22 protein-coding genes and 5 pseudogenes are annotated in these 23,627 nt (G+C 60.5%); 8 read left to right on the plus strand and 19 right to left on the minus strand.

Annotation, left to right across the window (positions count from 1 at the left end):
- Window positions 1-274: 274 nt before the first annotated feature.
- The 7 genes and pseudogenes from IEX84_RS12760 to IEX84_RS12790 form a co-directional block, all read right to left on the minus strand.
- Window positions 275-1,492 carry a hypothetical protein gene (locus IEX84_RS12760; RefSeq protein WP_188872960.1) on the minus strand — a complete coding sequence of 406 codons (1,218 nt, stop codon included), beginning with the start codon at window positions 1,490-1,492 and terminating at the stop codon, window positions 275-277.
- 138 nt (window positions 1,493-1,630) lie between these two features.
- Window positions 1,631-2,293: a DUF6735 family protein gene (locus tag IEX84_RS12765; RefSeq protein ID WP_188872961.1), complete on the minus strand. Its 663-nt coding sequence runs from the start codon at window positions 2,291-2,293 to the stop codon at window positions 1,631-1,633.
- Between the two features lie 67 nt (window positions 2,294-2,360).
- Window positions 2,361-2,741, minus strand: a pseudogene (locus tag IEX84_RS12770) (hypothetical protein).
- 106 nt (window positions 2,742-2,847) lie between these two features.
- A complete protein-coding gene (locus IEX84_RS12775; RefSeq protein WP_188872962.1) occupies window positions 2,848-3,036 on the minus strand; it encodes a hypothetical protein in 189 nt (62 codons plus the stop codon).
- Window positions 3,037-3,178: 142 nt separating this feature from the next.
- A pseudogene (locus IEX84_RS12780) lies at window positions 3,179-4,061 on the minus strand (biosurfactant protein 1).
- 177 nt (window positions 4,062-4,238) lie between these two features.
- Window positions 4,239-5,252 carry a restriction endonuclease gene (locus IEX84_RS12785; protein ID WP_188872963.1) on the minus strand — a complete coding sequence of 338 codons (1,014 nt, stop codon included), beginning with the start codon at window positions 5,250-5,252 and terminating at the stop codon, window positions 4,239-4,241.
- 188 nt (window positions 5,253-5,440) lie between these two features.
- Window positions 5,441-6,367: a transcription initiation factor IIB gene (locus tag IEX84_RS12790; RefSeq protein ID WP_188872978.1), complete on the minus strand. Its 927-nt coding sequence runs from the start codon at window positions 6,365-6,367 to the stop codon at window positions 5,441-5,443.
- Window positions 6,368-6,495: 128 nt separating this feature from the next.
- Between IEX84_RS12790 and IEX84_RS12795 the strand changes: the two genes are divergently transcribed.
- Entirely contained in the window at window positions 6,496-7,875 is a 1,380-nt protein-coding gene (locus IEX84_RS12795) for a DUF5677 domain-containing protein (RefSeq protein ID WP_188872964.1), read from the plus strand.
- A 116-nt stretch (window positions 7,876-7,991) separates the two neighbouring features.
- Here the strand turns inward: IEX84_RS12795 and IEX84_RS12800 are convergent, their stop codons facing one another.
- The 8 genes and pseudogenes from IEX84_RS12800 to IEX84_RS12835 form a co-directional block, all read right to left on the minus strand.
- Complete coding sequence (locus IEX84_RS12800; protein WP_188872965.1) at window positions 7,992-8,846, minus strand: DNA-binding protein; 855 nt, start codon at window positions 8,844-8,846, stop codon at window positions 7,992-7,994.
- 626 nt (window positions 8,847-9,472) lie between these two features.
- Window positions 9,473-10,057, minus strand: coding sequence for a hypothetical protein (locus IEX84_RS12805; RefSeq protein WP_188872966.1), 585 nt, complete (start codon window positions 10,055-10,057; stop codon window positions 9,473-9,475).
- A complete protein-coding gene (locus IEX84_RS12810; RefSeq protein WP_188872967.1) occupies window positions 10,054-10,422 on the minus strand; it encodes a ribbon-helix-helix domain-containing protein in 369 nt (122 codons plus the stop codon). The genes IEX84_RS12805 and IEX84_RS12810 overlap by 4 nt, the downstream gene beginning before the upstream one ends.
- Before the next feature lie 93 nt (window positions 10,423-10,515).
- Window positions 10,516-10,845 (minus strand): hypothetical protein, encoded by a 330-nt coding sequence (locus IEX84_RS12815; RefSeq protein WP_188872968.1) that lies wholly within the window; start codon window positions 10,843-10,845, stop codon window positions 10,516-10,518.
- A gap of 6 nt (window positions 10,846-10,851) precedes the next feature.
- Complete coding sequence (locus IEX84_RS12820; protein ID WP_188872969.1) at window positions 10,852-11,205, minus strand: hypothetical protein; 354 nt, start codon at window positions 11,203-11,205, stop codon at window positions 10,852-10,854.
- Between the two features lie 79 nt (window positions 11,206-11,284).
- A pseudogene (locus IEX84_RS14905) lies at window positions 11,285-11,643 on the minus strand (DUF7558 family protein).
- Window positions 11,644-11,814: 171 nt separating this feature from the next.
- On the minus strand, window positions 11,815-13,998 hold the full coding sequence (locus tag IEX84_RS12830) for an LUD domain-containing protein (protein ID WP_173231005.1): 2,184 nt from the start codon (window positions 13,996-13,998) through the stop codon (window positions 11,815-11,817).
- On the minus strand, window positions 13,999-14,505 hold the full coding sequence (locus tag IEX84_RS12835; RefSeq protein ID WP_188872970.1) for a LutC/YkgG family protein: 507 nt from the start codon (window positions 14,503-14,505) through the stop codon (window positions 13,999-14,001).
- A gap of 172 nt (window positions 14,506-14,677) precedes the next feature.
- On the opposite strand from IEX84_RS12835, the gene IEX84_RS12840 reads away from it, so the two are divergent.
- On the plus strand, window positions 14,678-16,390 hold the full coding sequence (locus IEX84_RS12840) for an L-lactate permease (RefSeq protein ID WP_012289747.1): 1,713 nt from the start codon (window positions 14,678-14,680) through the stop codon (window positions 16,388-16,390).
- A gap of 102 nt (window positions 16,391-16,492) precedes the next feature.
- Here the strand turns inward: IEX84_RS12840 and IEX84_RS12845 are convergent, their stop codons facing one another.
- The 4 genes from IEX84_RS12845 to IEX84_RS12860 form a co-directional block, all read right to left on the minus strand.
- Window positions 16,493-16,666, minus strand: a complete 174-nt coding sequence (locus tag IEX84_RS12845) for a hypothetical protein (protein ID WP_010904209.1) — start codon at window positions 16,664-16,666, stop codon at window positions 16,493-16,495.
- 190 nt (window positions 16,667-16,856) lie between these two features.
- Complete coding sequence (locus IEX84_RS12850) at window positions 16,857-17,285, minus strand: PIN domain-containing protein (protein ID WP_012289748.1); 429 nt, start codon at window positions 17,283-17,285, stop codon at window positions 16,857-16,859.
- Window positions 17,282-17,593 carry an AbrB/MazE/SpoVT family DNA-binding domain-containing protein gene (locus IEX84_RS12855; protein WP_010904211.1) on the minus strand — a complete coding sequence of 104 codons (312 nt, stop codon included), beginning with the start codon at window positions 17,591-17,593 and terminating at the stop codon, window positions 17,282-17,284. The genes IEX84_RS12850 and IEX84_RS12855 overlap by 4 nt, the downstream gene beginning before the upstream one ends.
- Window positions 17,594-17,665: 72 nt before the next feature.
- Window positions 17,666-18,589 carry a transcription initiation factor IIB gene (locus IEX84_RS12860; RefSeq protein WP_058984763.1) on the minus strand — a complete coding sequence of 308 codons (924 nt, stop codon included), beginning with the start codon at window positions 18,587-18,589 and terminating at the stop codon, window positions 17,666-17,668.
- Between the two features lie 536 nt (window positions 18,590-19,125).
- Here IEX84_RS12860 and IEX84_RS12865 point away from each other — a divergent pair.
- The 6 genes and pseudogenes from IEX84_RS12865 to IEX84_RS12890 all read left to right on the plus strand — a co-directional run.
- Entirely contained in the window at window positions 19,126-19,437 is a 312-nt protein-coding gene (locus IEX84_RS12865; RefSeq protein WP_049892658.1) for a hypothetical protein, read from the plus strand.
- A gap of 6 nt (window positions 19,438-19,443) precedes the next feature.
- Window positions 19,444-19,941, plus strand: a complete 498-nt coding sequence (locus tag IEX84_RS12870) for a type II toxin-antitoxin system VapC family toxin (RefSeq protein ID WP_229732376.1) — start codon at window positions 19,444-19,446, stop codon at window positions 19,939-19,941.
- A gap of 11 nt (window positions 19,942-19,952) precedes the next feature.
- A complete protein-coding gene (locus IEX84_RS12875) occupies window positions 19,953-20,504 on the plus strand; it encodes a DUF7342 family protein (RefSeq protein WP_188872971.1) in 552 nt (183 codons plus the stop codon).
- Between the two features lie 17 nt (window positions 20,505-20,521).
- Window positions 20,522-21,001: pseudogene (locus tag IEX84_RS12880) on the plus strand (hypothetical protein).
- 485 nt (window positions 21,002-21,486) lie between these two features.
- The gene (locus tag IEX84_RS12885; protein WP_188872972.1) at window positions 21,487-22,686 is read left to right on the plus strand and encodes a Cdc6/Cdc18 family protein; all 1,200 of its coding nucleotides are present in this window, start codon (window positions 21,487-21,489) and stop codon (window positions 22,684-22,686) included.
- Between the two features lie 240 nt (window positions 22,687-22,926).
- Window positions 22,927-23,627: pseudogene (locus IEX84_RS12890) on the plus strand (hypothetical protein); the annotation flags it as partial.

Consider the following 23,627-nt stretch of genomic DNA (forward strand, 5'->3'; position numbering starts at 1 on the left):
TCAGTATTACTCTGAGTATTAGCTAAAGACGAATGCGTCAAGTTTGACTTTGACGGTACAGATGATCTCCATCGTCATTCTCACATACCCACGGTTTTCCTTATAAGTATCCGGACACCGTGTGGGTCAAGATGGCTACGGCCACGAATTAGAGGAAACGGGTCGTCGTCTGAGATCATCGAATCACGAGCCTACGGCGGGGCTCACCCATTCCGACCCCTGAAAAACAGCAGCTGCCACGAAGTAGCTTGAACTAGGATGTCGCCCCACTCGATTATTTCAGGTTGAATACTTTGACAGCGACCCTGACTGGTGTACCTGAGTCGATGTTGAATCGGTACACGTCGTGATCATCGTAATCCGGTAACTCTGTCTCAAATTGCTTGTGACTCTTCGTCGCCTTCTCCGCCTTCCTACGTATCTCGTCGAACCTCGCTCTCCTAGAGAACATCATCAAACACGCATGCGAATCCCGGACCGTTAGATTCCCCAACAGCTGGTCCATAGCGTCTACGAACTGAGCCTGTCCAGACCAGAACTTGCACTCTGCAACGAACAAATTCCGGTTTTCGTACGGAAGCAGAATATCAGTCTTTCCACTTCGGTTGAAAGACTCGCCCTGTGCAATTCCGGCGTAGTGAGAGTTGATCCCTGCGAGAAAAATATCACGGAGGGATTCCTCATCCAGATCTCGAACCCTTTCAGCAGATCGTTCGATATTCACTCCCAGATCATCGATAATCCCGAGAATCTCCAAATAATGATTGTCTGGAACAATATCCGGAGAACTGCTGTCCTCAAGCTTCGGAAGCTCAATACTCCGCTTCTTCTCAGGGACTACGAACCCTTGACTTCCAGAACCACCTGTATCGACACCGAGATCCTCCATAACCTTTGTCTTAGTTTCAACCTCGCCCCGGCGCCTTTCAATCGCCGAACGAGCTTTGTTTTCAAATTTCTCCCGCATCTGCCTGATGTCGGAATTCAGGTTCTCAACCCACAACCGGACATCATTCTTCCAATCCTCGATATCAGAGTGAAGCTCCTCTTTCACCTCTTCCGCATCCCGGTTCTGCGTCCGGAAATCAAAGTATCTCACAACCTCACTCTTTCTGAGCTTGTCGTACAATGGAGGGCTGAAATTGTAGCTGCTAGGCTTGTAACGGAATAGTTTCTTATCCCCGTCAAACTGGAACTTTACCTTCAGCCTCTCGTATTTCCTAGTCGGTGTGCCTCGACCGGGGGTTGGAATCCCAGCTCTGTTTTGAACTTCTTTCTCAACCTGTCCTCCGTCCTTTTTGATAACATCGTGAAGTTCGATCTGAGAAGGAGTATATTTTGAAGAGAAAATTATCGCTAGTGAGTCCGTACTGTTCTCATCTAACTCTTCCGAGGTGAGTGATGAGGTCTCGTTCTTCATCTCTTCCTGCTTCTCTCTTTTCAGGTCGAGGAAATTGTAATCACAGAATAGAGCACTTCGATTCCTTGCCATTACCGAGAAATTCACTGGTCCAACATATTGGTACTTTCCCCACCCTATGAACTGCTGACCGATACCGCTGATTAGTCACTTCCCTGTATTCAGCCGGCATCAAAAACCATCAGTGTATAATAATTTAAACAGAGATAACTAGGAGTGGTTCAGACTCGCCTTCTCGAAGGGTGACTCTCCAGTCGGAATGAGCAGCTCCTGTCGGTCTCCGACCCGCTCGGCGAGCTTCCGTTTCAGGTACTGCCTCGCCGTCGACGGCGTGAAGACGCCTTTGTCGAGCATATCGCCGATGACGTCTTTGAGGGCTGCGAACTGGCCCTGCAGGTGGCCGTCGCCGACCGGCTCGCCGTCGTACCAGCGCACCGTCGCGAGCGCGCCGTTCCCGACCGTCTCGCCGTGGTCGACCGTCTCCGAGTCATACTGCAGGCCGAACCACAGCGTCCGATAGGCGGTCACCTCGAACGTCGTCGACACCACGAAGAACGCCTCGTGGCGGAGGTAGTCGAGATGGTCAGCGACGATCTCGTCGAGCGTGAGCCCTGTCGCACGGGGCTTCGGCTCGACGACCGTCGATGGGCGGTCTTCGCCGGCGAGGTAGCCGTCGACGGCATCTGCTTCGAGGCCATCGGCCAGTTCCGCCAGCAGCTGTGTCGCCCACTTGGAGTCGGTGTCGTCACCACCGAACGGCGATTCAGCCGAAATTCGGCGCTTGAGCTTGAGGTTCGCTGCGCCCCAATGGCTGTAGTGGAGCGTGTACTGTCCGTCTGTGCGTTCGTACGCAACGGGTGCGCGGTGTCCCATCGAGGAATCACCTCACGGGGCGACCGCGACTGGATCGCCCCGCACCCCTCCCGGGGGACGAACAACGCTACTCGTCGATCGGGTCGGGGGAACTGAGGTCCGCGTGAAGGACTTCGCCGTCGCGAACGACGTACCGTTTCGCCAAGACCGGGAAGCGGCACTTGGTAAATCCGTCCGTCTGGATGTCAAATTCTTCGTCCGGTTCGAGATACTCCGCGAGCGAGTGGAGAAACTCGTGGGTGACGATGCCACCGTCGTAGTCGAGAAGGGCGTTTTCTTTCGTCTCGTACACTTCGAAGCTATCGTAGCCCCAGATGACGAGTTTGCCGTCGTCGTCCACGTCCCAGTTGAGCGTCCCGAAGCAGTGATCCTCACAGAGTTTGCGGACGGCCTATGGATTCGTTACGAGTGCGCCGGTCGATGTCGTTGCGGCTTGGAGTGTTGCCATGGGTTGTCCTCGGGAGCGTTTTCATACCCCCGCACCCTTTCTGGGGGTGAACAACCGTTCACGCTGTGGCGGCCACGGGACGCTGCGCTGTCGACACGTCGTGTAGTCAGGATTCTCCGTTGGTGTCACTGTTCTCCGTCGTATCTGGTCGGGTGAGAAAACCCACCTGCTCGAGGAGCGTTGTCGCCGTGTTGATTCGCTCTCGGTCGGCGGGCTCCAATTGCTCGCTGTCGATGCTGGTAAGATTGCTGAGCGCGCGGTGGAGCCGATAGCCGGGGGTGTTTCGTGGGTCCATGTGTGCGCCTCCGCCAATTTGCGGCGCGAAAAAACACCGGCGGGCAGTCAGCAGGGCAGTCCAGGGGTGATCACGGATTTGCCTCCAGTTAACCAACAGAACGAATCAAGATCAGGATTCGTTGGTTAAAATGGCACCGTCTCTATTGACCAGCTTCGGGTTCGGGCCCATAGCGGGGTGTCCCGCACCGCTGACACTCCCACATGGGCTGTCCGGTCCACTCGTCATCGGGGACGGTTTCGAATTCGCGGAATCGATGTTTAGTCTCTCGATCACGCTCCCGACACTTGAGGTGAGTTCTGCTTGGACGCTCGCGTCGTGGCTGTTCGGTATCGGTCTTGTCAACGGATTCCTGGAGCGCAATCGCTGGCACCAGCCAGAGGTCGCCATCTGCGTTCTCACGGAGGCTTGCAAGACGGTCCTCGACGCGAACTGCGCTTCCTCGTCGTAGAGAAACGTCGTGTGCTCGTCGTCGTGACGGGACTGCGTCGTCGCTGTCCACGTCGTCCGCTCACGAGCAGCCGCGAGTACCTGTCGCCACACTCCGATGAGATCCGTACTGCCGAGGGGAGCGAAGGCCACTGGTCGGTAAGCTGCGGTGCTGGTTCCTCGTCGAGATCGTAGATCAACTGGCAGTTATCGACTGCTGGGTTGGCGTCCGATTTTGCGAGCAGGGTGGCTGCAGCAGACCCCTTTGCCACGGCGCCGTAGAACGTCGACGCTTCGACGAGCATCTGGACGACGTGGAGGAGCGACCAGCTGGCGTCCGATATGTCCTGGCCGTCGGCGTCATTGAGGTGCTTTGTGAGACAGAATCGGCACTTCGACTGGCCGGCGAGAATTGACGCTCCACAGGAAGCGCACTGGCTTTCATCTGCTGTCGGGTCGTCCGGATAGCCCGCATCGACGCCACCAGAGCGTTGCCGCCGGGGCTCGCCACTACTACTGGCGAGTTGGGCGTCGGGAACGTGGGTCGCTTCGCCGAGCGGTCGGAGGGCTTCGTAGTCGGCGTACTGGTCGGTCATAGAGTGGTCTGGCCGTATCATACTTTGTCTTCGGGTTTAAATAATCACTCTTGAGTCAATCAGCCTATAGACAGGGGTGTCATAGAACGGTCCGCAGATTTTCTCCGCGACTCCCCGACGAACGGTACAGACAGCGCATGAATCCAGTACGCTTTATAAGCTTTCAACAGAGCCGGCCTACTCGAATTCGCTCAGATTGAGAGTTCTGGCTTCAGTCTTCCCATCGAAAGGATTCTGCTTAATCAAGCGGACCGTATGTAGGTCAGTATCCAGAAATCCCTCAAACACAATCCGGGTGAACCGAGCCTCAAACGCTGGGTCGAATTTCTCTCCAATATTTCCGTTCGGCTTTAGATTCAACAGTGCCCCTGCACGCCTGTTTGGCTCCCAATTATCGATGTCCCAATTGTACTGCTGTGCAGTCTTCCGCGCTTCCCGGGCTCGCTTTGTGTCCGTAAACTCGATACTGTGTAAGCCGACCAGGAATTGATAAACTTCCAGATTGTCGACAGCGTCAAATTCGAACACAAGCGACGACCCAGCATTCCCGTTGAAATCCGTGTTCCGTTGGTCCCAGTACCACTCGTAGAGGTTCGCCAATTGAGCCTCTTTCTCCGTCAAATCGTCTTCCGTGAGCTCGGAAGAAAGACTGTCAGCAAGCTCCGAAGCCGACAGTTCCTCCGGGTCGGGTTGTTCTTCGGGCTCCGTTGGAGACGATGAACCACCCTGCTCTGGCGTTGATTCCGTATTGTCATCTTGTGGGGCTGTACCCAGAAGCGTGGCTAGCTGACTCTCAGCGAGTGAATCAAGCGCTGCTTCAGCGAGTGCCTCGCCATTAACCAGCTTAACGTTGAGCTGACTCGCAAGCTGCTCCGCTTGCTGCGTGAAGCCACTCGTCGTGACGATGATGACGAAATCAACATCGGGGTCCTGCCGTCGGAGGGTATCATACTGCTGTATGTCCGGTCGGCCGATTTTGTTGGAGACCGCGTATTTTTTCGCCTGAATCGCGGCTTTTTCATCGTGGAGGCCAGAGCGTTCAGCAATAATATCAACACCAGCATCGTTAGACGCTGTGGTCACGCTGGTGACCCACCCTTGATTCTCCCATAGCGTCGCGACAAACGTTTCGAATTCAGTCGGCGATTTTTCAAGTAGTTGGCTCCGTACCTCACCGACGCGACAATGCATACCGTCCTTGCGGAGTTGACGATATGTTAATATTGGTATTGCTGAACGGGGATACTCTCCTCGCAATATTGTACCATATACATCTCCACTTATCGGCGTGTTCACCGTAGAGATAGATGAGATCAACTTCGCTAAAAGCGTTCTATGACACTCCCCTACAGACACTCGAAAAGCAATAGTGGGGGGCGTTACACAGCCAGTTTGTCCAGCGTGTCGCGGCGGGTCCGGACGGTGGCCGATGAGACATTTGCAACCTCTGCGACGGCCGACTGCGTGAGCAACTGCCCCTGTTCGCACCCGGCCTTGTACAGACAGGCTGCGGCGAACCGGGAGGGCCGAACTCCTGTACTGGCTCCAGCTGATTCGGATGCTTCCGCCAGCTGCCGAGCCCGCTGCTGTATTTGATCGGAGACATCGAGCTCCGATGCCAATCGCGGGACGAACGCACTGGGTGTCATGGGCTGGGCTGGCAAGCCAAGTTCCGTATTCAGCGTCGTGTATGCGTTCGTCACCCGCGATTGCTTGACGCGCGCCGACTCGGTGATGTCGTCGAGCGTTCGCGGCCACTCGTTACACCGACACGCGCCGTAGACGCTCGCGGCGGCCATCGCCTCGATCGACCGACCCTGCAGGAGGTCCTCGTTCTGAGCGCTACGGAATAGTTGGCAGGCCTGGTCACGGGTCGTCTCAGATAGTTCGAGCGCACTACTGATCCGGCGGACTTCACTAAGCCCGTGTGCGAGGTTGCGTTCAGCTTTCGACTGAAACCGCCCACGGGTCTGTTCACGCCGCATCCGAGCGAGCCGCCGTCGCTTCTGTCCCGAGAGTTCGTTCCCGTTCGCATCGGTCCCGCGGCCGATTTCCGTCGATAACCCTCGATCGTGTCGTGCCGCCGTCAACGGAGCACCCGTGCGCTCCCGTTCGTCTACGTCGAACCCTCGCCACTCTGGCCCGTGGTCGATCCGCTGCTCGTCGATGACCAGGCCACAGTCCTCGCAGATGGTTTCGACTGCGTTGGTGGTGACCCGGCCGTCGCACTCGGGACACTGGTTCGCACTCGATTCCGTTCGGACGTCTTCGTCAAAGCCAGTTTCGTAGATGTCTCTGGTTGCCATGGTTCTCACCGTGTTCAGGGAACTTGCCAGTACGGCAAGCCCCTCACCCATTGAGGGGTAAATAAACGCCAATTGCTCCCAAAGCTCCATCATCCACTCTACTGAAACACGAGAAAGAGTAACTCAGCATGCCCAACGACACTGACCCACTCTCTCAGGCAATCCACGACCAGCTTCTGGAACTTCTCCAAGAAGGAGAACTCGATGAGGAACCCACCGAAGACGAGATCGCGGAAGCTACCAGCGAGGTCATTGAGGCTGTTGGGGATAGTATGTACCAGCAGGTCCGCGAGGATGACGAGGGATTGCGACGGCTCTATGAAACCAAGGCAGAATTTCAGCGCGGGATCGAAGATCGCTGGGGGGAACCTTTGGAACTGCTTGAACGGTTCATTATCTGGTCGCAGGAAACGGGTGATGCAATCAACTCGGAATATCGGCTCCAGGCAGCTCAGGAACAGGACTTCGTCTTTGACGCTCTGACGCGACTTCACGCACGGGCAGTACAGGTCGCGATGGAGATCCACCACCTGCTCAAAGGTGGATTTGCTGATGGAGCCTTTGCCCGATGGAGATCCCTTCACGAACTCTCAATTACCACTTCCTTCATCAAGCAAGCAGGCTCCGACACAGCCGAGCGTTTTCTGCACTACCGGTATCTCTGGGAATACTACTTCGCTCAGACGTATCAAGAACACGCAGACGACCTTGATGAGGAACAGATCGCGGATGAGACGATGGCCTCACTCGAAGAGGGGAAAGTGGAGCTGGTAGAGCGGTTTGGATCCGATTTCGACGATAACGGGTACGGAACCGGGTGGGCGGCAGACGCATACGAGGGTGGTGGCGGGCCGTCGATTAGGGGCCTCCAGGAAGCTGGCGATCTGGACCACTACCAGCCATATTACCGGTTAGCCAGCGAATCGGTCCATGGAGGGTCGAAGGGGACGCTTGACCGGCTCGGTATCATCGATATCCCCGACGTTGAACAGCCTGACCTCCTACTGGCTGGCCCGTCGAACGCAGGGTTCGCCCGTCCAGGCCAGTTAACGGCTGTCTCCTTGGCACAAATCACGTTTGCGTTCATTGAGTGGCAGTCGTCTGCGACTCATGTGGCGGAAATGAAGGGAATGGAACAACTCGTGAGCGACATCCAAGATACATTCGCAGCGGCTGCCGAAGAACTAGAAGAGGACGAACGAGACCGACTGGAGGAGTGGGCCGATCAAGATATCGTCGATATTGCTCTAAATCACGTGGGCGCGCCAGTGTTGTTCACCGATGAATTCGTACGTGAGCAGACCGAGTTCGAGTCACAATTGGCGTTTGAGAACGCGCTTCCGGTCAACCTTGACGAGATGACGGATGTAGACGATCTCCCAGAGGCCGTGGACACAACGATTCGAACTAATTCCGATTACAGCTCCCTCGAAGAGCTGATTGATGCTGCTTTCGAAGAATGGGTTTACCGAGAGGTCGACCTCTCTGAGTTCGATGTCGATTCGTGATTGAGGTCGTGGCTGTGCGCGCAGCGACCGCAGAGAGCGAGCACGGAGCGGAGGGTGGGGCGGTGGGGCTTGGGTCTGGTCTGGCACACAGCAAAAAAGAAGGCTGCGTCAGCTGGCTACTCTTCCCACCAGCGGCCGCGCTCCGGGAAGTGGATATCCGACCACCCGGTCAGCGCGATTGAGCACCGGCCTTCGTACCAGTTCTTGGCTGCTGCCCGGAACCGTACTGTCTGACCTTCTCGCACCACCGTCTGCCCGGATTTCTCCCAGCAGGTGAACTTGATTTTCCCGCTCTCATCTGCTATCAGCCCGACTTGCTGGATGCTTGAGGAGGAAGGCTCCCAGAGGGTCTCGATTGTACCTTCAACCGTCACCTCACCGACCGGGACGTCCGGCACGTCCGCGATGGGTACGATTGCCCCCGGCGCTGCCTTCAGCTCCTCGAGGGTCTCCAGCACCGCCTTCGTGACGTCCCGCCCACGTTGCACCTTCTCGGCCAGCTGCTTCGCGACGACCGCTCTCGACCAGCCGCCCTGCACTTCGTCGCTGATCCGCATCGCCTGCTCGTTGACTGCCGCGAGTTCCTCTTGCGGCAGCTTCTCTCGGGGATCCGTGCGCTCCGCCGGCGCCGGCTCGTTACGACCACACTGCTCGCTGACGACCGCTCGCGTGCGCTTCGCCCGCCCCTCCTGAGTGCCGAGTTCCGCCTGGGCGCTGATGTGCTCCAGTTCGGCCTCCCGGGCGCGAATCTTCTCTTCCTGCGCGAGGGGCAGGTGCGAGACGTCCTGGACGATGCCGTCTGGGTGGTTGGAATCCACCTTCGCTTGCTTTTCCTGCTGGACCGTCGCCTGGAACTCCGGCTTATCGTCGACGACCTCGAAGCCGTCCTCGTCGACGCCGGCGTCTTCGGTTCGTTCGAATGCCTGTTCATCCACCGTAACGACCTTGCGACTCGAGTTGTTACTTGACATTGGTATCCTCCAGATACCACTGAAGGCGCTTGCGCGCCGCCACCGCGATGTCCCAAGCATCGCGGTTTTCCGACGTTGTCGACGTCCGATAGCACCGACTGCGCGCTCTCGCTCGCGCCTTCGCGAGCGCCCTACCGGGCGCGAGCGAGAGCGCGCCCGAGTGCGGTGACCCCAACTAGCACCGCGCGCCGACCCGCCCGGAGCGAGCGGCCAGCGCATTCCCCGTTTCGCCCGCGACGCAACTACGTCCGTCGCGGGTCGGAGAGTCCCGGAAGCCTCCGGAAGTCCGGGACCGAAACGGGAGAAGCGCTGGCGCCGAGGGCACATTCATTTTAGCCCGGCAGCCCGCCCGTTACTGCAGGCAGGCAGCCCGGAATGGTCGGTCGCGAGCGACGCGGAGGGCGGCAGCGGCGAGCGGGGCGGGCCGTGACGTACACACCTGTCCAGCCGGCTGCGACACTCGGCGATCCAGCTACCGTCCTGGCGGACTTAGAAAGGGCGAGGCCGCCTCGGTCGTCCCCCGACCCCGCAAGCACCGCAGGGACGAGGCGCGCAGCGGTGGTCGCGGGATGCCGAGCGGCCGAGGGCTTTCGGGTGTCGTCGCCGGCGCTGGGTATTCGGCGTCGCTACTCGGAGGCCGGTTGCTCTTCGAGACGGTGGAGCAATTGCGTGACGTAGGGACTATTCTCCCAGCTCCGATGTGGGCTAATCGTCGTGATCAGCGTTCGCGCCTCTTCGGGGCTCAGATGTCCGTTCCGAGCGTAGTCGACGATGAGCCGCGGCGTCGGGACGATCCGCGGCCCCTGTAGCACGGCGTGGATGAGTGGGAAGTTTGTCCCGCCGAACTCGTCGGTGAGAAACCCGTCGACCCCGAGCGCGTTCGCAAGAACGATCCCGTCGGTTTCGCCGTCGTCGAGGCCGAACGTCGGGCGCGAGTCTGGTGTCTCTTCGCGCTCGTAGGGGTCCGCGACCGTGTAGTAGCTGCGGGCCGCGAGGACGTTGTTCGCAGCCGCGGCGTGGATGTCTTGATACTGCGTGATGTCACGGAGTTCTGCGACCACTTCCGACGGTACGACCACGTCACACGACGTGAGCAGATACTGAAATGGGTCCGGGGTATCGGTACCGACGGCCCCGTCGGCTCGGGGAACCGCGAGACTAACAAGCGCGCTGGTGTCGGCGACGACTGTTCGCAGTCGCCGGCCGCTCATTGCTCATCGTCGGCTGCGGGCTCAACCGCCGTCGCGTCGCCATCGTAGACGTCCACGTCGTCGGGAGCAGCGAGATCGAGTGGTTCATCCTCGAGATCCGCTTTGAGAAGCCGGAGACGCTGGGCAGTTTCGGCGCCGACCAACTGCTTGACCGTCTCGAACTCAAGCTGGTCGTCGTAGTACTTCGTGGCGACAAGTTCCTGGAACGTTTCGCTGTCGGCCGTGTCTTCGATGTACTCACGAATCGCCTCGACAAGCAGATCCGTCCGATCCTTGTCGAAGAGCTCCGCGATCGCATCCAGCCGGTCGACGAGATACTCTGGCGACTGGAAATGGACTCGTCGTGGGTCATCGCTTGCGCTCATTCTATGTGCAAGTTCTGCACATAGACGGATAACCGTTTCGGCGATTGCACAGAGATTGCACATCGAGGGGGTGACGGGATTGTCCGGCCAGTCTCAGCCGTCGTCCTGTGCGTTCAACTCCTCGAGGGACCAGCTGGCTGCGGTCCCGATCCGAACGCCGTCGACATTACGCATCTCAAGACCGTTCGTGGCGGTCCGGAACGGTTCGTTGTCGACGAGAACGCGGTGGATGACTGTGCGGACGGGTTCGGTCCCGTAGGTATCGATAACGGTCGCCATCGTCCTGTCGAACTGCGCATCCTCGTGCTCCGTTCGCGGGTTCTGCGCCCGGTGGACCACGAGGTCGATCACATCGTCGACCGATGCGTGGTCAGGATCCCCGGTTTGCTCACGAACGTCATAGCGGGGCTCTGTATCAGACATATCCAGTCACTCAGTGGCATTGCCGTCCGTATCAGTCGTTACTGGGTCGGCTCTTCGTTGCCGGCGGGCCTCTGTAAGGAGCTCCTCAAGCGTTGTGACCTGATCGATCTCCGCGAGCTCATCGGTGATCTCGTCGATGAGGCCGGCTCGCTCGACGGCAGTCTCGTCGCCCGCGGTCGTGTCGATCGATTCAATGCGGAGCTGCCGCATTTCGTGCCAGCCACAGTCCCAACAGTCTCGGCTCACCTCGATCCGCTCATCCTCTTCTGCTGCAAGGACTGCGTCGGACAGCGACGTCGAAAGCGGCCGGTCCGGTCCGACCTCGAGGGTGACTGGAGAGCCGCATGCGGGGCAATCCATAGGCATCCTGAGGAGCCCTCACCAGTTGAAGATAGTGGATCTACCGCCGTGTCACCCGTGTCGACGACTGCTCGGTGCGTCAGTCTGTGACGACGTGCGCCCCGAGGTCGCGCGTCCAGTATGTTGCGAGCCCGCCGGGACTACAGCGAGCGCACAGTTGCAATGGGCCTTCCAAATGTCCCAGTTCGACCCGGAACCGGGTGAGAGCCCCGAGCGTGTGGACGACCAGTCCACAGCCGTCACAGTCGTTGTGATCGCGCTTATCGGGTCCGGCTCCGTCTGAATCGCGCAGTCGACGCAGATCGGGTAGGTGACCCGCTCGTCCTGGCCCCCGGTGTGGGCCTCGCCAGCCTCGGTACCGGGCGGGGCGTCGCAGAACGCACATCCGTTGAGTTCCCGGCAGGTCCATGCAGGAATGTTCGCTTGCTTCCCCGACATCTGCTCTCAGCGTCGCTCCAGTTCCTACTCCTGCCAGAAATGACGTCTCCCGCGCGAACCGATTCAGTGTGACAGCACACTAATTATCCCGCTCTCCCCCGACCGAACAGCTCTGGAAGGGAAGACTACTGCCGCCGGAACACCCTATAGCGACCTCTCATCCGGGCCGGACTACTGTGTATCGAGTAGCCGTACCGGATGTGCGGGCCGGCGCGTGAGGAGTGCGTCGAGTTGCTCGAGACACGACGTCCCGCTGGCGACGACAGTACGGTCCGCGGTGTCTTCCGTTGTGAATTCATCGACGAGCGTCTCGCCGACGTCCACGCTGAGCTCGTAGTACTCGGACTTGTAGCCGAAGCTTCCAGCCATCCCGCAACACTCCACGTCCGAGGTCGTCACGTCGAACCCGCAGTCTTCGAGCACCGCCACCGTGTACGGTTCGAGATCGAGCGTCCGCTGCTGGCAGTGGCTGTGGTAGGCGATCCGCTCGTCGTCGCCGCCAGGGAGTACATCGATATCCCCCCCGTTCTCCAGCAGGCCGTAGACGTACTCCATGAGTTCGTAGCTCTGCTCGTGCAGCGCGGCGTAGTCGTCTTCCGGAAGGAGCCGTTCGTACTCGCGGTGGAACATCGCAAGATCTGACGGCTCGATGACGACGACATCGTGACCTGCCGCGATGGCGGGCGCGAGCGCGTCGTAGACGGCATCGGCGTTGGACTGGGCCGTCGACACCATCCCCTGTGAGAGCGGGGCGCGCCCGCTCTCGCCTGCGGGCGGAACGTCGACGCGGATGTCGAGCGCTTCGAGGACGCGGACGGCCGCCTTCCCGCGCTCCGTGCGCACGTAGTTCGTGTACGCGTCGGGGTAGAGTGCGACCTGTCGGCGTGCCTCGTCGCGACCGACGTGTGGCCCCCGCTTCTCGAACCACTCCACGAGTGATTCACGTTCGAACTCCGGGAGTTCACGGCGGCTGTCGACGCCGAGAGTTCGCTCCAGCAGCGAGCGCGCGGGACCGGTCCGTGCGGCCCAGTTCGAGAGCGGTGCGAACGCCGACCCGAGTTTCGCCAGGGTGTCGAAGTTCCCGAACAGCCGTTTCTGGAGGTCGACCCCACCGGGCTCCTCGTCCGGGGTGAGCCCCTCCACGAGGAAGTCGAAGTCGCCGTCCTCCCCGCGATTGATGCGGTCTCGGACGACCGTGTTGATCCACGGGATGTCGATGTTCACCGGACACTGGTTCACACACCGACTACAACCCGTACAGAGGTCGTTGAACTCGGCGGCACTGTCCTCGCCGTGGACGCCGGCCTCCCAGCCGGTGGCGATGCCGCCGGAGTACGTCTCGCCACCGAAGGCGTGGCCGCCGACGTGCTGGAAGTTCGCACAGGAGTTCGCACACGCCGAACACCGGATGCAGTACAGCGTCTCGCGGAGCTGATCGTCCTCGCGCATCTCCATCCGCCCGTTGTCGATGAGCACGAGGTGGAACTCGCGGTCGTCGCCGGATTCGAGTTCGTTCCCGCCGAAGGTGGGGGAGTCACTAGGCGGGGTGAACAGCGAGATGTAGGAGGTAATGTCCTGGCCGGTCCCGGATCGCCCGATCAGTTCGACGAACGGTTGGAGATCCTCGACACTCGGGACGAGTTTCTCGACACCCGCGACTGCGACGTGGGTGTCCGTCGCCTGCACGCACTTGCGGGCATTCCCCTCACTCGTGACCAGCGCGAGCGTGCCGGTGTCCGCGGTGACGAAGTTCGCGCCCGTCATCCCGACCTCGGCGTCCAAGATCTTCTCGCCGAGGTACTCGCGAGCGAATCGCGTCAGCTCCTCGGCAGTCTCCAAGGGCTCTTCGGGATCGAACACCTCGTTGAACAGGGCTGCGATCTCCTCGCGGGACTTGTGGATCGCCGGGGCGACGATGTGTGAGGGAGCCTCGTCGGCGACTTGGAGGACGAACTCTGCGAGGTCGGTCTCCCAGACGTCCCCGTCGCGTGCCTCGAGCGACTCGTTGACCTCGATCTCCTCGCTCGTCATCGACTTCGACTTCACCACGTCGCGGCCGTCGACGACCTCCTCGATGTATCGGTTCGCGTCGGCGGCGTCGTCGGCGACGTAGACGCTGCCGCCGTTGGCTTCGACGGCCTCGGTGACTTGGTCGACCAGTTCAGGGAGGCGTTCGATAGCGTCTTCCTTGATGGCACGAGCCTCGTTTTTCAACTCGTCGTAGTCATCGAGATTCGCGGTGGACTCGTACCGGCCCTCGTTGAAGACCTGGGTGTTCTCGTGAACGGCGTCGCCCTCGGTGTCGAGGAGATGGCGGATGCGCTCGGCCTTCTGCCGGCGGGTGTCGGCGCTCATCTACTTGTCCTCCAGGAGTACGACTGTCACATCCATCGGGCCGTGAGCGCCCGTCACGAGCGAGCCCATGTCCGCGGTTGCGCTCGGCCCCGTCGCGATGATGGACTGTCCGACGCCGTTCCGGATATCCTCGGCGAGCTGGTCGAACGTCGCGTCCATGTCCGGCAGCACGTCGCTGGCGGCGACGACGGCGACGTGTTCGTCCGCATAGAGACTCACCGGCTCCTCGCCGTCGGTACCGCCCTGGATGATCACCGAGCCGTAGTCGGCGATGCCGTAGCCGGCAGCAGTGACGCCGGTCGCCGCGGCCTCGAGGTCCGCGATCGACGGATCGGTCTCGACGCTGTCCGGCAGCGAGACGGTCTCGAAGGGGAGTGAGGTGCCGACTGTGGGCGCGTCGAGCAGGGGTGAAAGCGTCGACGCGAACTCGTCGGCCGTGGTTCGCACGAGTTCGACGCCGACTTCGTCGAGTGACGACTCGAAGGTCGCAATTGGCTCGGCTGACATGTCCCAAAAAATTGTACCAACAGTTAATGGGTGTTTCCTCTCCGGCCCGACCATGATTTTCTTTCGTTATGGATAATCGCCCGATCCGGCCGTATTTGCAGGTACATATCATACAGAAAGTAAGTTACATATGGCTGGTTATGCGATGGCCCAATAGTGGAGAGTTCCAACCATGCCTAATGTTCTCATACTGGCTCTCGTCGGCGTCGTCCCGATCGGCGTCGCGTTCGTACTGCTCGCTGGGCTCCGGTGGTCCGCTGCCCGCGCAATGGGTGTCGGGTGGCTGCTCGCGGCCGGAATCGGACTCACGTACTGGAGTATGGAGCCCACCTGGTTGGTGGCCTCGGCCGTCTACGGCGCGCTGCAGGCCGTCGACATCATCCTCATCGTCTTCGGGGCGATCCTCCTGATGAACTACCTCGAGGGGAGTGGCGCCATTGCTACGATCAGGTGGTACTTCGGGCAGATCGAAGAAGACCGGCGCATCCAGGTGCTGCTCATCGGTCTCGGGTTCATGACCATCATCGAAGGTGCAGCCGGGTTCGGGACACCGGGAGCACTCGCCGCACCGCTGTTCATCGGCCTCGGATTCCCCCCGTTGGCCGCTGCGGTGTTCGGGCTTTATTTCAACGCCCCGAACCCGCCGTTCGGTGCCGCCGGCACGCCTGTCATCGGCGGCACCGGTGCCGTCATCGACCCAGCGCTGTCCGGGTCGGTGAGTGTATCCGAGTTCCTCTCGATGGTCTCCGCATGGACTGGCGTCGTCACGGGAGTGACGTACGTGTTCTGGGGACTGCTCGGCGTGTTCTTCCTGACGTACTGGTTCGGGAACGGTGACGGTGAACGCAGCATCGGAACCGCCGTGCGTAGCACTCTCCCCATCGCGCCGTTCGCGCTCCTGCTCGGCGTCGTCACTGGTGGCACACAGCTGGTAATCGCGTGGTTCGTCGGGCCTGCACTCCCCGATATCGCCGCAGGGTTCGTGGTGCTCGGCATCGGTCTCCTGCTCGCAAAAAACGATATCCTCATCCCTGATGACCAGTGGGACTTCCCCGAGGAATCGACATGGAGCGACACGTGGCTCGGCGGCCTCGATCTTGACGAGGTGTCCCGTGACCAACCCAAAAAGGAGATGTCTGTGCTGTTGGCGTGGACCCCGTACCTGCTCGTTGCGCTCGCACTGCTCGTCACGCGGTGGCCGGACCTCACGGTCGCCGGCGTCGCCGTCCTCGACTGGATCCAGAGTTTTTCCGTCGGACTCGACTCGATCCTCGGTACTGAACTCGGATACACTCTTCAGTACCTCTATCTCCCCGGAACGATGCCGTTCATCCCCATCGCGATCCTCACTGGCTTCCTTCACAAGATGGACACCACACAGATGGGGGAAGCGTGGCGACGGTCGATCCAGCAGATCGCTCCGGCCGCCCTCACGCTCATTATCGCCGTCTCGATGACGCAGATAATGATTCAGTCGCAGACGAACACCGCCGACCTCCTCGGCATGATGGAGGCACTCAGCCGCGCGCTCGCGATGGGCGCCGGCGGCCTGCTCCCGCTCATCTCGCCGTGGATCGGCGCTATCGGCTCGTTCATGACGGGGAGCAACACGTCCTCAAACATCCTCTTCAGCGTACTCCAGTACAACGCCGCCGAGACGGTCGGCGTCTCCCGGGTGATCGCCGTCAGCCTGCAGAACGTCGGCGGCGGCCTCGGAAACATGGTCTCGGTGTTGAACGTGGCCGCTATCTGTGGTGTCGTTGGAATCACTGGGCGTGAAGGCGACCTCCTGCGGAAAGCGATCATCCCGATGGCGCTGTTCGCTGTCTTCGCCGGCCTGTTCGGGATGCTGCTGACGTACGTTCTGGTTCCCGGCCTGTTCTGACCCCGGTCGACGACGTACCGGGGCTCCGCCGCTTCCGGAATCGAAACGAGGTGAACGAATAGAACGAGCCAAAACGAACTCACCGAACTCGTACTGCTCGGTCTAAACGAACTCCGTGAGCGCCCCGTTCTCCCGGTTCGGTATCTGCTCGAACGCGGAGTTCGTAGTCGCGATCGGCCGATCGTTCGGCCTGATGTCCGCGAGTTCGCCGTCGGGGACGGTTGCAAGGCGACCGACGGTCAGCGGCATCAACGCCAGATAGACGCCGGTCGCCATGCTCGTCGGCGCCGCGGCGACAATCGCGTCGTCGAGACCGCGGCATCACGGATCACTGTTCCGTCACTGTCGGCAGGAGCATGGTGAGTCACGCCGCGCTTACTGTCGCGCGCCGCACGCCTCCCAGCGCCGACAGACACGCCACGCGAACCCGGGGCCTTTACGATGTCTGCGTCGATCAGGTTGGTTGCTACGCTGATTCCGGTCGGAAGCGCGTAATCGGTACGTCGTCAACGTCGTCATAATCGTCATCGGCACCGACGAGTAGCATGCCGCTGACTTGGTTCGCGGTTGCGAGCGCGAACGCATCGCCAAGTGCTGGCGAGTAGCGCAATTTGAAGTCGGCTGCACTGGGCCACGTCTCCTCGGTATCGACTTGCCGTATCCCGGTTTCTTCAAGGACGTTGACGATGGCGTCGGCACGGGCTTCACTGTCGATAGCGCGGACGACATAATGGACCTCAGCGAGGTTGATCGCGGAGATATAGCCATCAGCCGATCCTTCTACCGCTTCGATGTAGGTTTCGACGGTGTCACTACCCGGCTCATCACAGAAGTACGCAACTAGCGGTTCCGTGTCGAAAACGATAGTGTCGGGATGCTCACGTGCTGCTGTCATTTCGTATCCTCAGTATCGCGACCGACATACCGCTCCTGCAGCTCCTCGTCACTAGCTTTGTCCTGTTTTCGTTCCTCACGCAGCCGTTCGACTGCCGAGTTCCCTTGGTCGTCGGTCTTTCCCGCCAAGATGCCGCGAAGGTCCGTGGCCGACTGAATGGGACGAACGATGACCTCCCCTTCGTCGGTGCGAACGAACTTTACCCGGCCGGGAGTATCGATCCCTAGTTCCTCGCGAAACTCTTTCGGGATCGTCGCCTGTCCGCGAGAGGATACCGAGACGACTTTTTCAGACTCTGATTCACTCATACTTTCTCTACCCATTACTTTACCACACTCATATATGGGCTTGACGGGCAACCTAACGGCTATACGAGCTCTCTATTCTACGATGGAGAGCAGCCGATCGCGATGGCTCCTGATCGTCTCGACGGTCACCCCGGCGGCCGCCGCGGCATCGGCTTGCGTCAACGGCGCGTCGTGGACACACGCCGCCATGTACAGGCAGGCGGCGGCGAATCCGGATGGATGCACGCCGGTCGTGATGCCGGCGTCGACGGCCTGCACAACGAGCTCCTCTGCCCGGCGTCGAACAACGTCCGTGCAGCCGAGGTCGGACGCGAGTCGCGGGACGAACTGGTCCAGGCTGACTGGTGGGGTCGGCAGCCCCAACTCTTCGTTGAGCACCGTGTAGGCGTTCTCGACGCGGTTCTGTCCGACCTGCGCCATCGGCGCCACATCGTCGATGAGCCACGACTCCCCGTTGCACCGGCAGGCGCCGAAGACGCTCGCGGCCGCCATCGCCTCGATGGACCGCCCTTTGAGGAGTCGTTCGTTCTGTGCCGTCCGGAACAGCTGGCACGCCTGGTCACGTACGGAATCCGCGAGCCCGAGTGCGCTCGCGATCCGCCGGATCTCCGTGAGGCCGTGCCCGAGGTTGCGCTCCTGTTTGGACCGCCAGCGCGCACGGGACTGCTCGCGACGCATCCGCGCGAGGCGTCGACGCTTCTGGCCCGACAGGTCGGTACCCGTTGCGTCCTGTCCGCTGCCGATCACCGTCGATAGGCCGCGGTCGTGCCGTGCTGGGGTGAGTGGTGCACCCGTTCGCTTTGCTGTATCGGCGTCGTCGCGGTGCCACTCCGGTCCACGGTCGATCGACTGCTCGTCGATGATGAGTCCGCAATCTGCACAAACTGTTTCGGCTGAATTCGTTCGCACCGGGCCCCCACACTCGGGACACGGCTCAGTTGTACCACGCTGGATGTCTTCGTCGAACGCACGCTCGTAGGGTTCACTCGTCGTCATCGGTCTCACCTGATTGAGGTCACGCCGATTCGGCGCGCCCCGCACCCCTCTTCGGGGGGTGACAAACTCGGCGGGAGACGCACGCCCGATCGATCGGTGCCGACGCGTCGAGGACGCCGTCGACGGTGTAGGCGGGTGAGTAGGGCCAGAACGTAGCTGTCGTCAAGTCTTAACCAACACTACAACCGAATCGATAGAGTTGTTGGTTAAAACGCTGGCGGCGACTCTCGCGTCGCCAGTTGGTGATGCGAGGCATTCAGAAGTGGACGTCAGCGGGTACGATCCAGAGCTCCTCACTCTCACAGCCGTCGTCCAGCCTCGTGTCCGGAATGTGGGACGCCTCGCCGGTCGGCCGTAGTTCCTCGAAATCCAGATGGCGATCACGCATCGGTTGGTGTGGTTTGTCCCGGATTCGTATTTCAACGTCAGGGCCAGTAGTCCGCCCTGTCTCCCGTTTGAATATGGGCCATGAACTATCTCATGCGAACATCTTATACTTCATGAACAAGTAGATGAGAGTAGCAACTGGGGTCCCTATGAGCAGCAACGACACCAAGCACGTGCAAACTGAACTGAACGAGGACGAATACGAACGCTTCCGGGAGTTCGCTCGAGAGCACGGGCTCTCGCTCAAGGAAGCCGGCCACGAGGCGCTTATCGAGTGGATCGAACGCCAGCAGCAGGCCGACCCGAACGACCCGGCGTTCACAGTCCTCGACGACCTCGAGGACGAATCGCTCCCAGCGTCGGCGGCGACGGATGCCCGCGAGGAAGACGATCTCGTCGAGGAGTGGGACGGCAGCGACGAATCGTTCACGCTCGCCGACGACCCGTCCGCGCAATCCTGAATTCGGATGGCTGAACCAGTCGAAACCCCGATCGGGACGATCACGCCCGAGCATTTTCGCCCGGGGCACGTCCGCCATCAGGTCGTCGTCGGGCCGAAGTTCCTGTACGCATTATTCAACCCACAAGATCGGATGCACGCAGTCTCGCGGGCGTTCATGACCTTTGTCCGCGACGGTGACCTCCCCTATCGTCGCCTCATCGTCAACGATCACATCGTCGACGAGGCTGCCACACGGCTGAAAAAGCAAGCGTCAATGCGGAACGCAGCCTCGTTCCTGACGACGCTCGACGAGAGTACGCTCTACCAGTTCGAATCCGTCTCCGAGGACGTTTTCGATGACGCCAAAGCAACGTTCGTCGAGTGGACGGATCTGGATGCGTCACTCACCGATTTCACTGTTGCAGCCCATATGGACGCCTCAGGGGTCGATCACATCCTCACCTACGACCGGCACTACGATGCGTTCGACGTGACAACGCTTCCGTATCGCAATCAGGACTAGCGGTGCCAAGTATGTCCGAATCCCCGCAGGACGGCGTTCAGTCGTGGAGTGAGTCGATGACCGCCCGCGAACGCATTCGGGCGGTCGCCGAGACGCTTCGCGAACCGCGGTCGGTCAACTGGATCAGCGAGCAGGCTGACGCCGCCTGGAGTACGACTAACGAGGAACTCCAAGATCTCGTCAACCAAGGCCAGCTGCGCCGCGTTGAGGCCGGCGAAACCACGCGCTATCTACCGGACTACACGCGCCTGCTCTTCGAAGAGATCCGGACGCTCATCGAGGAAAACACCCGCGAGGAGCTGCGGAGCGAATTGGCCGCAATCACCGAGGAGATCGAGGCGTGGCAGGCGACCTACGACGTCGAGACGTGGGAGGAGCTCGAACAGTCGCTCGCCGACGGCGATCTCGCAAGTGCCGAGCTCCGCGAGCGCCGCGACGTCATCGCGTTCTGGCGTGAGAACGAGGAGGATCGTCGCCTCATCAAGCACGCACTGGAACTCTACTCCGACGTCGAAGCCGCCCGCGAGCAGATGACCGACATGGCTGACCGCGCCACGAGCTAATCCTCCTCTTTCACAGAATGATCTTTCTTGCCGGTCGCGACCGCTATACACAGCGGACTCTCCTCCGCGACGTTCACGACCGATTGACGAACCAGCCAGGGTGTGAGGACGTGCGCTATCGGCCGTCTCGACGCCGTCCCCGGTACGTTATCGCGGATGTCGATCCGACGACGTTCCTGAGTGACTCCTACGATGCGGCGACCGCACGACTGGAGATTCGCTTCTGGTACCCCGCCGGCGTCGACCATGAATACTACCGCATCAACTGGGTCGAACCCGAGCGGAACCTGATGCTCGGCTTCCACCAGGACGCCGACCATCCGGACCTTGGCCCCTGTCACACCCAACTCAACCACGACGACACGCCGGTTGATCGGCATCGCGCATCGTTTCTCGATGCGCATCCACTCGCCGTCCTTGATGACCGACTCTGACAGTTCCCGGCGGCGGTCGAGGCGATTCGCTGGGAGAATGGAGCGCCCTCGCTTCCTACCTAGCCGGTCTAGACAGCGAGTTCATCGAGCGTCTGGTGATGCGTCACGACGCCAAGAATGTTCGGACAGAGAAGTGCAGGTGAACAGAGTAGGTGTCGAGTGTTACAGTGGGGAGAGGGGGAGAGTAGATGTCGAGTGTTAGCCGACCGGAGACGCCCGGGAGTCGGTGGTGTGAGGAGGGGTGGGAGAGTAGATGTCGAGTGTTAGCGCCGGCGAGAGGAGGCGGAGATGAGGAGAGTGGCGACGTACTGAGTCCGCTTCGCTGACGGCCTCCTCTCTTTCTTCTTCTAGCTTCTAGACTAGCTAGTAAGTAGTAGTGTATAGATTATATCTTTCGGTTTCGGCAAAGCGCTTGATTCTGAGTTCACACGCCATCTTCGTCGTGGTTACACTCGACACCACCTCTATCTCTACCACTTAAAGAACTCTATCACTCGACGCACTCGACACGTGGTTTTAAGTCCTTCCAGTTGGTTGATGTCGCCAATATGGGGATCTTCGACGGCGCGACCGACGGCATCTACCGCGACAAAGACGTCCTGGACGAAGACTACCAACCCGACCAAGTCCTCGAACGCGAAGACGAGATCGCCGACTATCGCGACGCCCTCCTCGACGTCCTCTTCGGCCGCACCCCCGACAACATCTTCCTCTACGGCAAAGCCGGCGTCGGCAAAACAGCTGTCACCAACTTCGTCCTCGGCGAACTCCGAGCGGAAGTCGAAACCCGCGACACCGCCGACCCCATCCACATCTCCCGCGTCAACTGCGACAGCGAAACCACCTACAGCGTCATCCGGGAACTCGCGAACGGACTCCTCCCCGCAACCCACTCCCCCTACGCCGCAAAAGGCTACTCCACCAGCGACCTCTTCGACGAACTCTACACCCAGATGGAGCGCGTCGGCGGCACCCACCTCATCGTCCTCGACGAAGTCGACCACCTCACCGACCCCGACGCACTCCTCTACCAGCTCCCCCGCGCACGCGCAAACGGCTACCTCAACGATGCTCGCGTCGGCATCATCGGCATCTCGAACAACTACACCTTCCGCAACACCCTCTCCTCGAAAGTCAAATCAACCCTCATGGAGACCGAAATCTCCTTCTCGACGTACGACGCCGACGAACTCGTCTCCATCCTCGAACACCGCGCCGACCTCGCCTTCCAACCCGGCGTCTGCGAGGACTCCGCGATAACACTCTGCGCCGCGTACGCCGCGAAAGACGACGGCTCCGCCCGTCAAGCAATCGATCTGCTACGCGCCGCCGCAGACGCCGCCTGGAAAGCTGACGACCCCACCATCACCGACGCCCACGTCAAGGATGTCCGCGATGACGTCGACCGCGGCCAACTCCATGACAAGATCAGCGACCAGACAACGAACGCACAGCGCGTCCTCGAAGCCGCCGCACGACTCCAGAACAAACACGGCGAGCCCGCACGCACACGCGAAATCCAGGAGTCCTACCAGCAGCTCGCGCGCTCCTACGGCGACCCTGACCCGAGCACGTCACTCAAGTTCGCACAGCGCCATCTCGACGACCTCGAAATGCTCGGATTCGTCATTAAGAGCGAAGAGAACCGCGGCAAGGGCGGTGGCCGCAGCTATATTTGGGAAGTCGATATGGACCTCGAAACGGTCATCGATGTCCGCGAAGACATTGAGCAGACAAACGCCGCGTAATCGGAATCTCTGACCCCCACGAGAGATGGGGTCAACAGCCGAGAGCCGGCGACAACGGTGTCGTGGAAGCGGGCGAAAGAAGCGGCGCAAAACGAGTTAGAGTCACGCAACTGGAACCCCATGTCAGGACTACTATGTCCAGATTCCAACATCTGAGATGAAGGTCTCCCTCACACGCGAGGCGTGCGACGGACGCCTGTACAGGGGAACTTTACCCGTGCGCAGTTCCGAGTAGTCGATATGCCGTTCGTTGCTGAGTCCGCCGACAACGGCCCTATTGCGCCACCGGAGGCCGAAGCCGGCGAGACGTACACGTGTCCCGAGTGCGATGGCGACCTCGGTGTTCGGTCCTCCCACCCCCGAGGCAACATCTTCGTCTCCCGCCATTTCTACCATCTCGGGGGAGACGGCGGGTCGTGTGGCGGAGAGTCCGACCAGCACCGGCGCATGAAGGCCGTCGCGTACTCGAAAGCGGCTGACCGATGGCCAGACGCGACTGTCTCCTACGAAGAACCCGTCGGCGACCGCCAAGCCGACGTCCTCGTCGAGTTCGTAGAGCGCCACCCGAACTACGGTGACGGCGTCGCTATCGAGTGCCAGTATCGGAACGTCGGGAAGGACTATGACGCGACCGAGCATACGTACGCCGACCACGGCTACTCGACGCTCTGGCTCGAAGAGGAGCACTTCGAGCGGAAGGACGTCGACCTTGACGCCGGTGACTGGCGGCTCGGCTGGCCGCTCGCGACGCCGTCGACTGACGAGTGGACGGGCTACCACGGCGTCGTCCGGTGGCTCCAACAGGATAAGGACGCGCCAGTCGAACTCGAAATCCCGTTTCCTGAAGAGTGCATTGAGGATCTCTTCTCCATCGAGTGGACGCGCGGGCACATCTGGTACAACCGGCGGTATAACGCAGACGAAGGCCGAGTCCACGTCTA

The organism is Halarchaeum rubridurum, assembly GCF_014647115.1.
In the GTDB taxonomy this organism is placed as follows: Archaea; Halobacteriota; Halobacteria; order Halobacteriales; family Halobacteriaceae; genus Halarchaeum; species Halarchaeum rubridurum.

Bases quoted from the DNA above. Each gene is read 5' to 3' on its own strand.
- IEX84_RS12800 (WP_188872965.1), bottom strand. From the start codon at position 8,846: ATGTCAAGTAACAACTCGAGTCGCAAGGTCGTTACGGTGGATGAACAG.
- IEX84_RS12785 (WP_188872963.1), bottom strand. From the start codon at position 5,252: ATGCATTGTCGCGTCGGTGAGGTACGGAGCCAACTACTTGAAAAATCG.
- IEX84_RS12860 (WP_058984763.1), bottom strand. From the start codon at position 18,589: ATGACGACGAGTGAACCCTACGAGCGTGCGTTCGACGAAGACATCCAG.
- IEX84_RS12875 (WP_188872971.1), top strand. From the start codon at position 19,953: ATGTCCGAATCCCCGCAGGACGGCGTTCAGTCGTGGAGTGAGTCGATG.
- IEX84_RS12855 (WP_010904211.1), bottom strand. From the start codon at position 17,593: ATGAGTGAATCAGAGTCTGAAAAAGTCGTCTCGGTATCCTCTCGCGGA.
- IEX84_RS12810 (WP_188872967.1), bottom strand. From the start codon at position 10,422: ATGAGCGCAAGCGATGACCCACGACGAGTCCATTTCCAGTCGCCAGAG.
- IEX84_RS12805 (WP_188872966.1), bottom strand. From the start codon at position 10,057: ATGAGCGGCCGGCGACTGCGAACAGTCGTCGCCGACACCAGCGCGCTT.
- IEX84_RS12775 (WP_188872962.1), bottom strand. From the start codon at position 3,036: ATGGACCCACGAAACACCCCCGGCTATCGGCTCCACCGCGCGCTCAGC.
- IEX84_RS12835 (WP_188872970.1), bottom strand. From the start codon at position 14,505: ATGTCAGCCGAGCCAATTGCGACCTTCGAGTCGTCACTCGACGAAGTC.
- IEX84_RS12765 (WP_188872961.1), bottom strand. From the start codon at position 2,293: ATGGGACACCGCGCACCCGTTGCGTACGAACGCACAGACGGACAGTAC.
- IEX84_RS12815 (WP_188872968.1), bottom strand. From the start codon at position 10,845: ATGTCTGATACAGAGCCCCGCTATGACGTTCGTGAGCAAACCGGGGAT.
- IEX84_RS12885 (WP_188872972.1), top strand. From the start codon at position 21,487: ATGGGGATCTTCGACGGCGCGACCGACGGCATCTACCGCGACAAAGAC.
- IEX84_RS12760 (WP_188872960.1), bottom strand. From the start codon at position 1,492: ATGGCAAGGAATCGAAGTGCTCTATTCTGTGATTACAATTTCCTCGAC.
- IEX84_RS12820 (WP_188872969.1), bottom strand. From the start codon at position 11,205: ATGGATTGCCCCGCATGCGGCTCTCCAGTCACCCTCGAGGTCGGACCG.
- IEX84_RS12870 (WP_229732376.1), top strand. From the start codon at position 19,444: ATGGCTGAACCAGTCGAAACCCCGATCGGGACGATCACGCCCGAGCAT.
- IEX84_RS12865 (WP_049892658.1), top strand. From the start codon at position 19,126: ATGAGCAGCAACGACACCAAGCACGTGCAAACTGAACTGAACGAGGAC.
- IEX84_RS12830 (WP_173231005.1), bottom strand. From the start codon at position 13,998: ATGAGCGCCGACACCCGCCGGCAGAAGGCCGAGCGCATCCGCCATCTC.
- IEX84_RS12840 (WP_012289747.1), top strand. From the start codon at position 14,678: ATGCCTAATGTTCTCATACTGGCTCTCGTCGGCGTCGTCCCGATCGGC.
- IEX84_RS12790 (WP_188872978.1), bottom strand. From the start codon at position 6,367: ATGGCAACCAGAGACATCTACGAAACTGGCTTTGACGAAGACGTCCGA.
- IEX84_RS12850 (WP_012289748.1), bottom strand. From the start codon at position 17,285: ATGACAGCAGCACGTGAGCATCCCGACACTATCGTTTTCGACACGGAA.
- IEX84_RS12845 (WP_010904209.1), bottom strand. From the start codon at position 16,666: ATGGCGACCGGCGTCTATCTGGCGTTGATGCCGCTGACCGTCGGTCGC.
- IEX84_RS12795 (WP_188872964.1), top strand. From the start codon at position 6,496: ATGCCCAACGACACTGACCCACTCTCTCAGGCAATCCACGACCAGCTT.